The organism is Xanthomonas sp. D-109 (assembly GCF_017746095.1).
In the GTDB taxonomy this organism is placed as follows: domain Bacteria; phylum Pseudomonadota; class Gammaproteobacteria; order Xanthomonadales; family Xanthomonadaceae; genus Xanthomonas_A; species Xanthomonas_A sacchari.
The window spans coordinates 285,283-300,702 of the sequence record NZ_JAGHWV010000008.1; the positions used below are offsets into that span (position 1 = coordinate 285,283).

Below are 15,420 nucleotides of genomic sequence, written 5' to 3' on the forward strand. Positions count from 1 at the left end.
TGCCCGTCCCGCCATGTCCACGCTGCGTCCTGCCGCCCCCGTCGTGTCTTCCCCCACCGGCACCGTCGCCCCACGCAAGGTCGCCTCCGGTGTGCTCGCGGCGATCACCTCCTCGCACCTGATCAACGACATGATGCAGTCGCTGATCCTGGCGCTGTACCCGGTGCTCAAGGGCCAGTTCCAGCTCAGCTTCGCCCAGGTCGGGCTGATCACCCTCACGTACCAGATCACCGCCTCGCTGTTCCAGCCGCTGATCGGGCTGCGCACCGACCGCCGGCCGGCGCCGTACTCGCTGCCGCTGGGCATGAGTTCCACGCTGTGCGGCCTGTTGCTGCTGGCCTACGCGCCCAGCTTCGGCATGGTGCTGCTGGCCGCGGCGCTGGTCGGGATCGGCTCGGCGATCTTCCATCCCGAATCCTCGCGCATCGCGCGGCTGGCCTCGGGTGGTCGTCATGGCCTGGCGCAATCGGTGTTCCAGGTTGGCGGCAATACCGGCACCGCGCTGGGGCCGCTGATCGCCGCGGCGGTGATCGTGCCCAACGGCCGCCACAGCGTGGCCTGGTTCGGCGGCGCGGCGTTGCTCGGCATCGCCCTGCTGTCCTACGTCGGGCGCTGGTACGCGCTGCACCTGCAGGCCGCACGCGCGGCGCCGCGGCCGGTCGCCGCGGTGCCGGCACTGCCGCGGGCCATGGTAATGCGCATCGTCGGCATCCTGCTGCTGCTGATCTTCTCCAAGTATTTCTACATCGCCGGGCTGAGCAGCTACTACACGTTCTACCTGATCCAGCGCTTCGGCGTCTCGGTGCAGAGCGCGCAGCTGCATCTGTTCGCGTTCCTGCTGGCCTCGGCGCTGGGCACGCTGATCGGCGGCCCGGTCGGCGACCGCATCGGCCGCAAACCGGTGATCTGGGTGTCGATCCTGGGCGTGGCGCCGTTCGCGCTGGCGCTGCCGCACGTGGGCCTGCATGCGGCCACCGCGCTGACCGTGCTGATCGGCTTCGTGCTGTCCTCGGCGTTCTCGGCGATCCTGGTGTACGCGCAGGAGATGATGCCCGGGCGCATCGGCACCATCTCCGGGCTGTTCTTCGGCTTCGCCTTCGGCATGGGCGGGCTGGGCGCGGCGGTGCTGGGCCTGCTCGCCGACCACCGCGGCATCGTCTTCGTGTACCAGGTGATGTCGTTCCTGCCGCTGTTGGGCATTGTCGCGGCGCTGCTGCCGAGCCGGCGGGCCGACGCCGTCGCGGCGCGCTAGCGCGGGCAGTGGCGGCCGGCATCGGCCGGCGCGGACAGCTTGGCGAAAGCCAGCGGCCGCATGCTGTCGCGCCGGCCGTCGCGCCCCCATCGCCGTCTTCGCATGCCTGTCATCGCCCTGGTCTCGTCCGTTGCCCACGCCTGGTCCACGCTGGTCGACCTGGTCGCCAGCCATGCGGTGGCGCCGCTGCTGGCGGCGCTGCACCTGACCGGGCTCAGCGACGATCCGCACGACATCGCCGCCTCGCTGCTGGTGGCCGCGCTGCAACTGTCCATCATCGGCGTGCTGTTCCGGCCGCTGGAGAGCCTGTGGCCTGCCGAGCGCTGGGAACATCGGCGGCTGGCGCGGATCGACTTCCACTACACCTGGTTGATGCTGATCGGGGTGTTCCCGCTGTTCTCGTTCCTGATCCTCACTCCGGTGGTGAACGCGCTGGGCGGCGCCGACCCCAACGCCGCGGCGGCGCCGGAGACCGGCCTGCGCCATGTGTGGCCGTGGCTGGACCGGCATCCGCTGGTGCTGTTCGCGCTGTACTACCTGGCCTACGACTTCACCTACTACTGGATGCACCGGGTGCAGCACTGGATGCCGTGGTGGTGGGCGATGCACAGCATGCACCACAGCCAGCGCCAGCTCAGCTGCTGGGCCAACGACCGCAGCAACTACCTGGATGGCATGCTGCAGTCGTTCGTGCTGGCGGCGGTGGGCATCGCCTTCGGCATCGAGGCCGACGAGTTCGCCTGGCTGATGCTGCTCGGCGAGCTGGTGCAGAACCTGTCGCACGCCAACACCCGTTTCGGCTTCGGCCCGGTGCTCGACAAGATCCTGGTCGATCCGCCGTTCCACCGCCTGCATCACATGCGCGTGGACCCGGAGCGGCCGGGGCTGCACAACTGCAACTTCGGCCAGGTGTTCGCGTTCTGGGACGTGCTGTTCGGCACGGCGCTGTACGGCGAGCCAGTGCGACCGACCGGGGTGGGCGATCCGATGGTGGACCGCGACAACGAGCTGGGCCTGGTGGCGCTGCAGGTGGAAGGGCTCAAGCGTTTCTGGGGGGCGGTGCGGCGCCGCTCGGGGTGGACGCCGGGCGAAGTGGCGTTCGGCGAGGACTATGCGCCGATCCCGGTGGATCATGCGGGTTTGCCGTTGAGTGGCGGGGATTCGGGAGTGGGGAGTCGGGATTCGTAGGAGCGGTGGCGGTGGCAATGCGGTTGTTGCCGGTCTCGCTGGCTGTCGTACCCTCACCCCAACCCCTCTCCCGGTGGAGAGGGGCTCAGCTTTTCCTTCTCCCTTTGGGAGAAGGTGCCCCGCAGGGGCGGATGAGGGTAGGGCGCAGCCTCGTACACCCAACCATCGCGAGACGCTATGTGCCGTACCCTCACCCCAACCCCTCTCCCGATGGGAGAGGGGCTAGCGCCTTTCCTTCTCCCTTCGGGAGAAGGTGCCCCGCAGGGGCGGATGAGGGTGCGGGCGCAGCCTCGTGCGCCCAAACACCGCGAGACGCTATGCGCCGTACCCTCACCCCAACCCCTCTCCCGATGGGAGAGGGGCTTACTGGGTTCACTGCTTTTTGAGACAACCGCTCATGAAGGTCTTGCGGGCGTCGCCCTGCAGCTTCTGCGTCGCGGCTTGCGCGTTGCAGTCCTTCATCCGTTGTTGCGAGGCGTTGCCGGCCGCCGGCGCGGTGCCGCCGCTGAGGCAGGCCTTCTGCGCACTCTTGTACTCGTCGCCCTTCTTGCCCTTGTTCTGGGCCGAGCACTTGGCCATCAAGGTCTGTTGCGCGGTCTGTGGCTTGGTCGCGGCGGTGGCCAGCAGCGGGGCGGCGGTGAAGCTGAGCAGCAAACAGGTGGCGGCGAAGCGAGCGGAACGGGTCATGGCGGCAGCTCCGGAGGGTGTGCCGGCAGGGTGCGCCGGCACGGGTGACCGGATCATGACGCGGCAGTGGCCGGGTCGGCAATGCGGCGCTGCGGCACGGCGTCGGCGGCCTGCGCCGGGCCGTCGAGGAACAGCATCTGCGGCGGCGGATGCATCAGGAACTGCTGGTGCGAGATGTTCCAGGCGTAGGCGCCGGCCAACGGGAACGCCAGGCAGTCGCCCGGCGCCAGCGCGGCCACTGGCTGGTCGCGGGCCAGCACGTCCTTGGGCGTGCACAGCTGGCCGACCAGGGTCACCCGCGCATCGCGCAGCACCGGCGGCTGGGTGCCGCGCAGGACCAGGAACGGATGATCGTGGCCCTGCGCGGCGGGCGTGCGGAAATGATGGGTGCCGCCGCGGCCGATGGCGAACTGCGCGCCATGGCTGCGCTTGATGTCCAGCACCTCCATCAGGTACCAGCCGCAGGCGGCGCTGACGTAGCGGCCCGGCTCCAGGCGCAGGCGCAGGCCCTCGCCGTGCGTGCGCAGCAGCGCCGGCAAGCCCGCGCAGAACGCGGCCCAGTCGAACGAGGCCGCCGAGTCGGCATAGTCCACGCCGAAGCCGCCACCCGCGTTCACCGTCAGCGGTCCCAGCGCGTAGGCCTGGCGCCAGCCCTGCACGGTCTGCAGGTAGTGCGCGATCAGGCGCAATTGCAATTGCGCATCGCGCTGGTGCGACAGCAGGTGGAAGTGGAAGCCGTCCAGGCGCAGCCCGCTCGCGCCACGCAGCACCTGCATGGCCGCGTCCAGGTCGTCCACGTCCAGGCCGAACGGCGAGGGCCGCCCGCCCATCACCAGACGCGTGTCCTGCATGCCAGGCACCGCGATGTTCAGGCGCAGGAACACCGACAGCGGCCGCTCCCTCGACGCGGCGATGCGCGCCAGTCGCTGCAGCTCGCCCAGGCTTTCCACGTGCACGCTGCAGTCGGGCAGGCTGGCGGCCAGCTGCAGTTCGGTGTCGAGCTTGCCGGGGCCGCCGAACAGCAGCCGGCGGCCTGGCTGATGCGTGTGCAGCCATTGCAGTTCGCCGCCGGAAGCCGCCTCGAAGCCGTCCACCCACGGCGCCAGCGTGCGCAGTACGGGCGGTTCGGCATTGGCCTTGGCCGCGTAGAACAGCTCGCACTCGGCCGGCAGGTGTGCGCGCAGCATCGCCGCGTGCGTCTGCAGCGCCGCCAAGTCGTAGACGTAGGCGCAGACCGGGCCGTCGGCCTGCGCGCGCAACTGCGCCAGCGCCGCGTGCAGTGGCGCGGGATCGATGCGCAGGCTCATGCCGCCGCCTGCCGCAGCGCGGCACTGCCGATCGGGTTGGGCAGGAAGCTGTAGTCGGCATGGCGGTCGGCACGCTGCAGCAGGCGCAGGCGCAGGTTGTTCTTGGCCGGCAGCGGCGCGCCGTCGAGCAGGGCCTGCAGTGCCGGTTGCGTGCCGTGGCGCTGCTGCCATGCGCGCGCGATGTCGCCGACGATCTGCCACAGCTGGCGTTCGCGGCGGTCGTGGCCGTCGGCGAGATGGAAGATCGCTTCGGCCAGGTTGTTGACCAGTGCGCAGTAGGCGATGCGGTTCCAGCCGCGTTCGGCGCTGTAGTACAGCGACTGCCGCGCGGTCTCGGACATGCCGGGCAGGCGCGCGGCCGGCCAGCGCGACGGCAGCAGCTTGGTGCCTTCCAGGTCGCGGATCCACACCTGCGTCGGCAGGCCGTCTTCGCAGCCGATCACGGTGTTCTGCAGGTGCGGCTCCAGCACGATGCCGTAGCCGAACCAGGCGCTCCACACGCCGTCCAGCAGCAACTGTGCGTAAGCGCGGAACCAGGCCGCGGTGGCCGCCTCCAGGCTGCTGCCGCTGCGTTGCGCCAGCGCCTGCAGCGCGGCGGTGCAGGCAGGCTCGCCGCGCGCGTCGTTGGTGAACAGCGCACCGGCCACCTGCGGGCGATAGCGCGCGCGTTGCGCCGCGGGGATCGCCTGCCGGTACAGCACGCCGAAGCTCTCGCCCAGTTCGCGGCAGGCCTGCGCATCGGCGTCCAGCGCGGAGAAGTCCAGGTCGGTGGCGGCCGGCTCCAGCAGCACGTGGAAGCCGGGCACGCGCTGCGCCAGCGCCTGCCAGTCCGGCGCCAGCAGGCGGGTCAGCGCCACCGCGCTTTCCAGTTCGTACCAGGCGTTCTTGCGTACGCAGTTGGTCAGGCGCACGTGCACCGACAGCTTGAGGAAATGATCGAGGTCGGCGTGGTAGAGCGTGCGCACCGACGAGGTCGGGCGCAGCGCCAGGCCGCGTTCGCCCAGCGGCTCGATCCAGCCACGCGCCTGCGCCTGGCGCAGCAGCGGATGCGCCAGCACGCGCTCGGCCTCCCACGGATGGCACGGATACAGGTCGGCGCCGCCACCGGCCTGCGCCAGCGTTGCGCGCACGTCATCGCCCTGCGCGCGGTACAGGCGCGGATCGATGCGGAACCAGAACAGCGGGAAGGCGCTGCGCGCTTCCGGTGCGCAGGCCAGCACTTGGTCCAGCGGTACGCCTTCGCGGCTCTTGGGGGTGGGATGGAAGGCGTGGCCCCACAGCATCGACTGCTCGGCATCGATCAGCGCTTCGCCGGTGGGCGGCGCGGCCTCGGCCTGGCGCAGCAACTGCGCGGTGATGGCGATGCTGTTGGCGCTCTGCGCCAGCAGCTCCAGGTTCGGCGCCTGTTCGCCTTCGCTCAGTTCCTGCAACAGCAGGCGCACCAGCGCCTCTGCGTCCAGGCAGTGCCAGGGACGGCCGTCGGCCTTGAGGTAGGGCGCCGAGGCAAAGCGGCAGCGGCCCAGGCCGTCGGCATGCGCTAGGCGCACGCACAGCGTGGCGCCGGAGGGCAGGCGCAGGCGCAGCCAGCGCTCGCCGGCGGCGGCGATGCCGGGCCGGTCCAGGCCGCGATAGTCGAAGTCGGCCAGGCCGCGGGCGAGTGCGACTTCGCGCAGGTAGCAGTTGAGCCAGCAGGTGATCGCCTGCGCTTGCGCCAGGCTGTCGTACCACGGGTCATGCATCGGCAACGGGGACATGGACGGTTCTCCGAACGGACGTGAGCATCAGGGCCGGCAGCAGCGCCAGCAGGGCGGCCGCGGCGGCGGCGAGGAACGGCACGGCCAGGCCATGGCCTTGCACCAGGGCGCCGGCGAGGGCGCCGCCGGCGACGCCGGCGTACTTGCCGGCGGCATCGAAGCGGCCGAACAACTGGCCCGCGCCGCGCCCGCCGGCAACCTCGGCCAGGCTGCGGTTGAGGCCGCGCAGCGCCATCCACATGCCCAGGCCGAACAGCAGCCGTGCGGCGATCAGCCAGCCCGGCGTCGGCGGTGCCATCTGCAGCAGGCAGGCCAGGGCGAACAGCGCCAGGCCCGCCGTCAGCGGCGATGCGCGGTGGTCGCGGCCGCGCCAGCACGGCATCAGCACCAGGTAGACCAGGTGCGGCAGGCTGTACAGCAGGCCGGCGACCGCGCTGCTGCCGATGCCGTGCGCCTGCGCATACGGCAGGAAGTAGGGAAAGGTCACCACCATCGCGAAGCAGAACAGGAACTGCGTGGTCCACAGCGTCCAGCGCTGGCGGCGCTGCGCCGCATCTGCGTGCGGCACCGCGGGCGTGGACACGACTGGCGCCGGCGCGCGCGGCGGATCGTCCGGCAGGCGCCAGCTCAGCGCGAAGGCGAGCAGTGGCAGCAGTGCCAGGTAGCGGTACAGCGACTGCGCCGGCCCAAGCGCGGTGGCCAGGCCGAGCAGGGCCGGGGCGGTGACCATCGCCAGCCGCGCCGAGAACTGGGTCCAGTCCAGCGCCCGCGCCAGCGAGCCGTGCTGCGACTGGCTGCTGAGATAGGCGTTGGTCGCCGCCAGCGAGCCGCCACAGGCGCCCTGCACGACCAGGCCGGCGACCAGCCAGCCCAGGTTCGGCGCGAAGCCGGCCATGGCGAAGCCTGCCGCCAGGCCAAGTTGCGCGCGCAGCAGCGAGCGCTTGCGTCCGTAGCGATCCGCCAGCCGGCCCCAGGCGCTGGCGGTGAGCGCGGTGCACAGCGTCGGCAGCACGTACAGCACGCCGCTCCAACCGATCGCCGCACCGGGCGCGAGCTGCTGCAGCACCTGCGGCAGGAACAGCGGCATGCCCAGCGCGGTGAAGGCGGCCAGGTAGTGCGCGGCCAGCACCGGGCCGAGGATGCGCTTCATCGCGTCGCCCCGATCGCGAGCGCGCGCGCCGCCAGCGCATCCTCGCGCAGCAGGTTGGGCGCGCTGTCGCCGTAGAACTTGTTGATGTCCGCCGCGCCGGTGACCTGCTTGCCGAGCAGGCTGCCGGCGCTGAGCAGGTACTTCACCGGGAGCTTCGGCGCATCCAGCAGCGCCTGCGCCGGCGCGGTATCGATGCCCTCTTCGCGCAAGGTGCGCAGGGTGCCGTGCAGGCGTGCGCGCAGTAGCGCGTACAGGGCCGTGCGCAGCCCCGGCTGCCATTCCGCCAGCCCTTCCAGCACCGCCTGCAGATCCAGTTGCAGGATGATGGTGCAGAACATCCGCGCCAGCGCGGCGTCGTCCTGCACCGCGATGCGCGTATCGCGCGGGGTGCCCAACGCCGCAAGCGCCGGGCGTTGCGCGTGCAGCCGCGACAGCAGCACCCGCGCCGCATCGTTGTCCTTCATCAGCAGCCGCGGCGCACGGCCGGCGGCGTAGATCAGCACGCTGTTCTGCTGGTTGGCCTCCAGCGCGATGCCGTAGCGCAGCCACAGCCGCAGGTGCACCTCGCACATCAGCGCCAGGTAGCCGTCCCACCAGGCGGTGAGGTCGCCGCCATGGAAGCGCTCGGCCAGGTGCATGGCCAATGGCCGGCCATCGGGCAGCAGCGCGCACAGGCCGGCCACCGGCACCAGGGTCGCGTCCGGCAGCGCGGGATAGCGGCGCAGCAGATAGGACAGGTGCCGGGTCTCGCCGACGTGGCCGGCATGCGCCTCGTCCACGTGCAGGTAGCGCGCGCCCAGCGCCGGATCGTGCGCGGCGAGGTCGCGCAGCACGCGCTCGAACCAGTGCCCGTCGTACAGCGTGGACGGCTTGATCAGGCGCAGGTTGAGTGCGCCGAGCGTGCGCATCGGCACCGGCAGCTTCAGATGATGATCGGGAAACGCCAGCGGGATCACCGTGCGCAGCGACAGCGAGGGCCGCACCTGCAGCCACGGCTGCGGCGCGGCGATCGCGCCCGCCGGCAGGCCGAAGCCGTCCTCGCCCAGGCGTTCGAAGATCAGCGGATGCAGCGGCCAGGCGACATGGTCGGCGTCCAGCGCCGGGTCCAGACCGAGCATGCTCGGGCGCGGCCAGAACGCCGGCGGCGGCGTGGTCTGGGTGACCTGCGCGATTGGCAGCGCCAGCCAGCGCAATGCGAAGCTGGGGCCGAATTCCGGGGCGTAGCGTGGCAGGTCGGCGTCGTCCAGGCCGAGCTTGGCGCGCGCGCTGGGATAGAAAGGATGGTCGCGATGGCTGGCCAGTTGTTCGCAGCGATAGGCGCGTTCGTGCGCGTCGGCGGCCTCCAGCGCGGTGGCCAGCAGCGGCCGTTGCTGGGCGTAGGCCTGCCGCGCCAGCGCGCGCTGGCGCACCGCGCACTCGGCTTCCTCGACATAGGCGCGATGCAGCGCCTGAGTCTCCGCATCGAGCCCGGCGCCGAGCCGCGCCAGCCACTGCGCCGCGCCGGATTCGCGGGCGCTGCGCTGCCCGGTGTGCAGCACCCAGCCGTCGCTGCAGGCGCTCACCGTCTGCAGGTAGCCGGCGCGGCGCAGCGGCAGCCACAGTTCGCCGTCGGGCAGGTGCGCGATGCGCCACCAGATGGCGTCCGCGGGCAGCGGCGCCTGCGCCCAGGCGGCGAGCACCGCCGGCGGCGGGGTGGCGGCGGCGCCGCGGCTGACGATGCCGCGCAGGTCTTCGCGCAGGCAGGCGTCGATGACGCGCAGGTCGATGTAGCGGCGGTCGGCGTCCTGGCTCATGCGGCCACTCCGGTGGTGGTGTCGATGCGCCAGTGCAGCGACGCCTCGGTGCTGGCCAACGCCTGCTGCAGATCCGACTCAGTGTCGGCGAGCACGTCCAGCACGCCCAGGTAATCCTTGTTGGAATGGCTCAGGCGGATCGCGTCGCCGGGTTGCCGCAGGCGCCGGTAGCGCGCTTCCCAGTGCGCGTCGCTGCTGGCGTGGTCGGCACTGGCCACGGCCAGCGTGCCGTCGTGCTCGGCCACGTAGTAGCGCACCAGGGCGTGCGCGCGGCGCGCCTGCAGCGGAGGCAGTGTCCGATCCAGGTGCAGGCCGAGCACGCTGTCGAACCAGTGCCCGCCGAACAGGCGGTCGAGCAGGAACTCGCGGCCGTCGCCGATGCTGCGGTAGTTGATCTCCACCAGCACCGGGCCGTCGGCGGTGAGGATGAACTCGCTGTGGCACACGCCGAAGCCGACGCCGAACGCCTGCAGTTGCGCCAGCGCCTGCTGCACGACCGCGGTGTCGGTGGCACCGCGCCAGCGCGCCTCGCACTCGACGAAATGTGGCGGCTCCGAGAGCTGCACGTCGAAGCCGCCGATCGGCTGCAGGCTGCGCCCGTCGCCGAGCGTTTCCAGGGTGAACAGCGGACCCTCGAGCACGCTTTCCAGCAGCACGCTGCGCTGCGGGTGGCGCTGCCAGAAATCATCGAGGTAGGCCTGCAGCGCCGCCGCGTCGGCGCAGTGGCGCACGTCCAGACTGGCCACGCCTTCGCGCGGCTTGGCGATCAGCGGCCACGGCGCCTGCGCCGGCGGCATCGCGCCAGGCGCCAGGCTGCAGAACCATGGCGTCGGCAGGCCGAGCGCGCGTAGCCGCTGGCGCATCGCCGCCTTGTTCTTAGCCGCATAGCAGACCTGCCAGTCCTTGCCGGGCACGCCGAGCGCGGCGGCGACCACGGCGGCGCTGGTCTGCAGGTGGTCGCTGTTGCTGAACACTGCGCGCGGCGGCTGTGGCAGGCTGCCGAGAAGGTCGAGCACGCCCAGCGGATTGAACACGTCGCACTCCACTACCTGCACCGGTGCGGCCGGCGGATGGCGGCGGAAGTGGTCGAGGTGGGCGTGGCGGTGGTCGGTCAGCAGCAGTACCGGCACGCCGAGGCGCTGCGCGGCGGGAAGGAAGCCATCGGTCACCGCCGGGTGGCAGACGTGGCTGAGGATCAGCAGGGGAGCGTCGTGCGAGGTCATGTGCGGGTCTCGTCGGGCGCAGGCGCACGCACGCCGCCGGCGCGGCCGCGCGCAGGCGGATACGGGAGGCATGCGCCGCGGCTGCGGCAGGGTCGCGTGGTTGCCTGGCGCATCGCATCGGGCGCGCGCTGGGTAGGGAAGGACGCGGCTGCGTCCGTTGCACTGGCCCGCGTCTCCCGCGGGCGGCGGCGCGCCGTGCTGGCGCGCGGTGGTGCGGCGTCCGGCGTCGTCGTCCGACGCCGGGATGGATCAGAACGTGTACTCGAGGTCGACGGTGACGCTGCGGCCCGGCGCCGGCTGCCGGCCCCAGGGGCTGGTGTCGATGCCGCGGTACCAGTACTTGCGATCGAACAGGTTGTTCACCGCCAGCGACGCGCTGAGCTTGCCGCTGGCGCCTTCGCTGAGCACCTGGCTCAGCTGCGCGTTCCACACCCAGTAGGCCGGCAGTTCGCCGACCGAGGCGATCGCGTTCTCCTGCACGGTGTTGGCCGCATCGCTGAAGGCACGGCTGAAGTAATAGCTGGAAACGGCGACGGTGGTATGACCGGATTCGGGCCGGTACGACGCGCCGAGGGTGAGTTGGTTGCGCGAGGTGTAGGGCACGCGATTGCCGTCGTACACGCCCGATTCCTGCCGTGCGTCCAGGTAGGCATAGCCGGCGTTGAGGGTCAGCGCGCGCAGTTGCGCCGGGCTCCACTGCACTTCCACTTCGCCGCCCTGGTGGCGGGTCTTGCCGAGGTTGCGATAGGTGCGCGTGGTGTTGTCGAGCTGGATCTGCTGGTCGAAGTCGATCAGGTAGCCGCCGAACTGCACGCGGGTGCGCTCGTTGGGCTGGTAGCGCGCGCCGGCCTCGTAGTTCCAGGCAAGTTCGGCGTCGAGGTTGTCGCCGAAGATGATCTGGGTGACCTGCGGCGCGCGCAGCGAGCGCTGCCCGTCGGCGTACAGGTACCACTGCGGAGTGGCCTGGAAGCCCAGGGTCAGACCGGGCAGCACGTCGTCGGTCTTGTTGCGGGTGCGCACGCCGCTGGCCAGGTTGTAGTAGCGCGAATCGACCTGCTCGTAGCGCAGGCCGGGGGTCACGGTGACGCGGCCGTCGGCCAGGGAAATCGCGTCGCTCACGTAGGCCGCCGCGCCGCGGTCCTTGAAGCGCCAGTCGCGCACCAGGGTGTACAGGCCATCGCTGAGGCGGGTGTTGCCGACCAGGAAGTCGATGTCTTCGTTGATCGCGCGCGCGCCCAGCGTCCACTGCTGGCGTACCGCGCCGTCGCCCATCGTCCAGCTCAGCCGCGGCTCGCTGCCATAGACGCGGAAATCGCGCGGCGCGCTCTGCCGCAGTTGCGGCGGCAGGTCGGGGCGCCAGGTCTCGCTGGCCGCCGAACGCATGCCGACGATGAAGTTGCGGCTGCTGCGCGCGCTGAAATTGCTCCAGTCCAGGCGCAGGTCCTGGAACGGCCCCACGTCGCCGAAGTCCTGCTGGTAGACCAGCGAGGCGCGGGTGGTGCGGCCGGTGAATGCATCCAGCGGCCGCGTCGACTGGCGCGGATCGCGCAGGTAGTCGGCGACGGACAAGGCGCCGGCCATGTCCATGTCGGCGACGTAGCGCTGCACGCTGGCCTTGAGCAGCTTGTCCGGCGCCAGCCACCATTCCGCGCGCAGGCGCAGGTTCTTGATGTCGGTGGCGCTGTGCTCGCGCCAGTAGTCGCCCTTGGTCCAGTTGGCGTCCAGTTGCAGGCCGAACGTGTCGCTGGCGTAGCCGCCGGTGCTGATCGCGGTGTCGCCCAGGTAATGCCCGGCGCCGCCGGCGGTGACCTTCTGGCCCAGCGTGGTGGTCCAGGTGGTGGGGATGTCCGGGCTGATCAGGTTGATCACGCCGCCGACGTTGTTGGGGCCGTACTGCACCGCGGCGCCACCGCGCACGATGTCGATGCGGTCGACCTGGTTCAGGCCGACCGGGAACAGCGACAGGCTGGTCTGCCCGTACGGCGCCAGCGCCAGCGGAATGCCGTCCTCCAGCACCTGCACGCGGCCGCTGCGGCTCTCGTACAGGCCGCGCAGCATGATCTGCGGCAGCGCGCCGGTGCCGGTCTCGTCGAACACCTTGATGCCCGGCACCTTCTGCAGCGCGTCGTCCAGCGAGCGGTTGGCGCCGCTGCGCAGTTGCGCGTTGTCGATCACCTGGCGGCTGCCGGCGTAGTGCTGCACGTCCTCGACGGTGGAGCGGCCAAGCAGGCTGCCCTGCACCTGCACCGCGTCGAGCTGGCGGATCCGCGCCTGTGCGTCGGTGTCGGGCGGGGTGTCCTCGGCGCGCGCGCTGGAGGGGGCGAGCATGGCGGCGGCGAGGGCGACGGCCAGCAGCGAAGGGGAAAGCGAAGCGATCAAGACGACGACTCCAGAGGCACGAAAACGGTCAGGGGCTGCGCAGGTCGGCCGCGCGCTGGCGCAATGCGGCCTGCAACAGCGCGCGGTCCTCGCCGGCGAACAGCCACTGCAGATCTGGCTGTGCCAGCCAGTGCGCGCGCTGCGCGGCGTCGCGCGGATTGGGGCAGAAGGGAATGCCGGCGGCGCGGCAGGCCGCGTCGATCGCCAGCAACTGCTCCCAGACCTGCGGGTGGGTGGGCTGCGGGCCGAGGCCCAGGTCCAGCGCCAGGTCCAACGCGCCTTCCATCACCAGCGACACGCCGCGCACCTGCAGGATCTCCGGCAACGCGCGCACGCCGGCGGCGCTTTCGATCATCGGGATCACGCGCAGGCGCTCACGGCTGCGGGCGATGTAGTCGGCCAGGGCCACGCTGCCGAAGCCGGTGACGCGGCCACCGGTGATGCCGCGGCGGCCGTGCGGCGGGAAGTGCGCGGCGGCGACCGCGCGCTCGGCCTGTTCGGCGCTGTCCAGCCCGGCCAGGACCACGCCGCGGGCGCCGGCGTCGAGCACCCTGCCGATCAGCTTGGCGTCGACCTCGGGGACGCGCACCCAGGGCTCGCAGCCGCCCAGCTCGCAGGCGCGGATGGCGTGTTCCAGCTCGGCCGGCGAGCGCAGCACGTGTTCCAGGTCCAGCACCGCGAAGTCGTAGCCGACATGCCCGAACATCTCGCACAGCAGGGCACTGGGCACGGAGTTGAGCAACCCGATCTTGCAGGCCATGGGGGAGGGCGAGCGGAACTGGGGAAGGGAGCGCAATCCTGCCGCAAACGAGAATGCTTATCAAGAAGATTCGCTGCGGGCGCTCCCGGCCGCCGTAGACGGTTTCTGTGAGCTACCGCGCTTTCTCCCTCGGCGAGTGGCTTCGCGAAGCAGCGTTGCTTTTGCGAATCCCCAATCCCAAATCCCCAATCCCGGCCGCCGCGCGCTCAGCGCGCGACGGCGCGCATCCCCCGATACGGCGGCGTCGCCATCACCATTTCCGCCAGCGAATAGGCCAGCTCGCGCTCGGCCATCACCGTGCCGTCGGCGCCGTGGTCGAGCAGGTGCTTGACCTCGGCATCGCTGTGCGCGCGCGCCAGCAGGGTCAGCGCCGGGTTCAGCGCGCGCAGTTTGGCCAGGGCCTCGCCGGCCTCCAGCGGCTGCGGGATCGCCAGGATCGCGATCTTGGCCTTCTCCGGATGCGCCTCGGCCAGCACCCGGTCGGCGGCGGCACTGCCGCGGATGCCGGGGATGCCGTCGGCGTGGGCGCGTTCGACATGGTCGCGGTTGTCGTCGATCACCAGCACCGGCACGCCGCGCTCGCGCAGCACCGCTGCCAGCGCGCTGCCGACCCGGCCGTAGCCGATCACGATGGCGTGGTCGACCAGATCCAGCGACGGACCCGGCGGCAGCTCCGGTTCCACCGTTACCGGCGCCTCCACCGCCTGGCGCGCCTGCCAGCGGTCCAGCCAGCTGAACAGCAGCGGGTTGGCGATGATCGACAGCAGCGCGCCGGCCAGGATCAGGTCGCGGCCGGTCTCGGGCAGGATCGCCAGGCTCACGCCCAGGCCGGCGAGGATGAAGGAGAACTCGCCGATCTGGGCCAGGCTGGTGGAAATGGTCAGGGCGATGCCGGTGGGGTGGCCGAACGCCCGCACGATCACGAACGCGGCCAGCGACTTGCCGACGGTGATGGTCAGGAAAGTGGCCAGCACCTGCCAGGGATGCTCGACCAGGATGTGCGGGTCGAACAGCATGCCCACCGAGACGAAGAACAGCACCGCGAAGGCGTCGCGCAGCGGCAGCGAGTCGCTGGCGGCCTTGTGGCTCAACTCCGATTCCTTCAGCAGCATGCCAGCGAAGAACGCGCCCAGCGCGAACGACACCCCGAACAGCGTCGCCGAGCCGAACGCCACGCCCAGCGCGATCGCCAGCACCGACAGGGTGAACAGTTCGCGCGAGCCGGTCGCGGCGACCTTCTCCAGTGCCCATGGGATGGCGCGGCGGCCGACCACCAGCATCACCGTCACGAACGCGGCCATCTTCAGCAGGGTGACGCCGAGCGCGCCGAGGATCGCACCGGTGTCGGCGCCCTTGCCGCCGAGCGCGTCGGCCAGCGCCGGCAGCAGCACCAGCGCCAGCACCATCACCAGGTCCTCCACGATCAGCCAGCCGACCGCGATGCGCCCGCGCAGGGTTTCCAGCAGGCGCCGTTCCTCCATTGCCCGCAGCAGCACCACGGTACTGGCCACCGACAGCGCCAGGCCGAACACCAGGCCGTGCAGGGTCGGCCAGCCCATGCTCCAGGCCAGCCCCCAGCCGAGCAGGGTGGCGACCGCGATCTGCGCCAGCGCGCCGGGGATCGCGATCCACTTCACTTCCATCAGGTCTTCGAGCGAGAAGTGCAGCCCCACCCCGAACATCAGCAGCATCACCCCCAGTTCCGACAACTGGTTGGCCAGGGCCTGGTCGGCGACGAAGCCCGGCGTGAACGGTCCCACGCAGATGCCCGCCACCAGGTAGCCGACCAGCGGCGAGAGCTTGAGGCGATGGGCGAGCGTGCCGAGGAGGAAGGCGAGCGCGAGCCCGACCGCGATGATGTCGATGAGACTGGTGTCGTGATGCATTCAGGATCGCAGAACAAGGAAGCGTGGAGTGTCGCCGATCG

General features: G+C 71.2%; 11 protein-coding genes. 2 read left to right on the forward strand and 9 right to left on the reverse strand.

What is annotated here, in order from left to right:
- The first annotated feature begins 13 nt into the window (after positions 1 to 13).
- Positions 14 to 1,252, forward strand: coding sequence for an MFS transporter (locus tag J7357_RS09395; protein WP_209245914.1), 1,239 nt, complete (start codon positions 14 to 16; stop codon positions 1,250 to 1,252).
- A gap of 102 nt (positions 1,253 to 1,354) precedes the next feature.
- Positions 1,355 to 2,440: a sterol desaturase family protein gene (locus tag J7357_RS09400; RefSeq protein WP_209245915.1), complete on the forward strand. Its 1,086-nt coding sequence runs from the start codon at positions 1,355 to 1,357 to the stop codon at positions 2,438 to 2,440.
- Between the two features lie 372 nt (positions 2,441 to 2,812).
- Here the strand turns inward: J7357_RS09400 and J7357_RS09405 are convergent, their stop codons facing one another.
- From J7357_RS09405 to ybaL, 9 genes are all read right to left on the reverse strand, one after another.
- Positions 2,813 to 3,127, reverse strand: a complete 315-nt coding sequence (locus J7357_RS09405) for a PsiF family protein (RefSeq protein ID WP_017910801.1) — start codon at positions 3,125 to 3,127, stop codon at positions 2,813 to 2,815.
- Positions 3,128 to 3,180: 53 nt separating this feature from the next.
- Positions 3,181 to 4,434: a type III PLP-dependent enzyme gene (locus J7357_RS09410; RefSeq protein ID WP_209245916.1), complete on the reverse strand. Its 1,254-nt coding sequence runs from the start codon at positions 4,432 to 4,434 to the stop codon at positions 3,181 to 3,183.
- On the reverse strand, positions 4,431 to 6,188 hold the full coding sequence (locus tag J7357_RS09415) for an IucA/IucC family protein (RefSeq protein ID WP_209245917.1): 1,758 nt from the start codon (positions 6,186 to 6,188) through the stop codon (positions 4,431 to 4,433). The genes J7357_RS09410 and J7357_RS09415 overlap by 4 nt, the downstream gene beginning before the upstream one ends.
- Positions 6,166 to 7,338 carry an MFS transporter gene (locus tag J7357_RS09420; RefSeq protein ID WP_209245918.1) on the reverse strand — a complete coding sequence of 391 codons (1,173 nt, stop codon included), beginning with the start codon at positions 7,336 to 7,338 and terminating at the stop codon, positions 6,166 to 6,168. Before J7357_RS09420 ends, J7357_RS09415 begins: the two co-directional genes overlap by 23 nt.
- Positions 7,335 to 9,131, reverse strand: coding sequence for an IucA/IucC family protein (locus J7357_RS09425; RefSeq protein WP_209245919.1), 1,797 nt, complete (start codon positions 9,129 to 9,131; stop codon positions 7,335 to 7,337). Before J7357_RS09425 ends, J7357_RS09420 begins: the two co-directional genes overlap by 4 nt.
- A complete protein-coding gene (locus J7357_RS09430; protein ID WP_209245920.1) occupies positions 9,128 to 10,354 on the reverse strand; it encodes a siderophore biosynthesis protein PvsA in 1,227 nt (408 codons plus the stop codon). The genes J7357_RS09425 and J7357_RS09430 overlap by 4 nt, the downstream gene beginning before the upstream one ends.
- A 249-nt stretch (positions 10,355 to 10,603) precedes the next feature.
- Complete coding sequence (locus tag J7357_RS09435) at positions 10,604 to 12,682, reverse strand: TonB-dependent siderophore receptor (RefSeq protein WP_209245989.1); 2,079 nt, start codon at positions 12,680 to 12,682, stop codon at positions 10,604 to 10,606.
- Between the two features lie 79 nt (positions 12,683 to 12,761).
- A complete protein-coding gene (locus J7357_RS09440; protein ID WP_209245921.1) occupies positions 12,762 to 13,493 on the reverse strand; it encodes an aldolase/citrate lyase family protein in 732 nt (243 codons plus the stop codon).
- Between the two features lie 206 nt (positions 13,494 to 13,699).
- Positions 13,700 to 15,379, reverse strand: coding sequence for a YbaL family putative K(+) efflux transporter (gene ybaL, locus J7357_RS09445; protein WP_209245922.1), 1,680 nt, complete (start codon positions 15,377 to 15,379; stop codon positions 13,700 to 13,702).
- Positions 15,380 to 15,420: the final 41 nt, after the last annotated feature.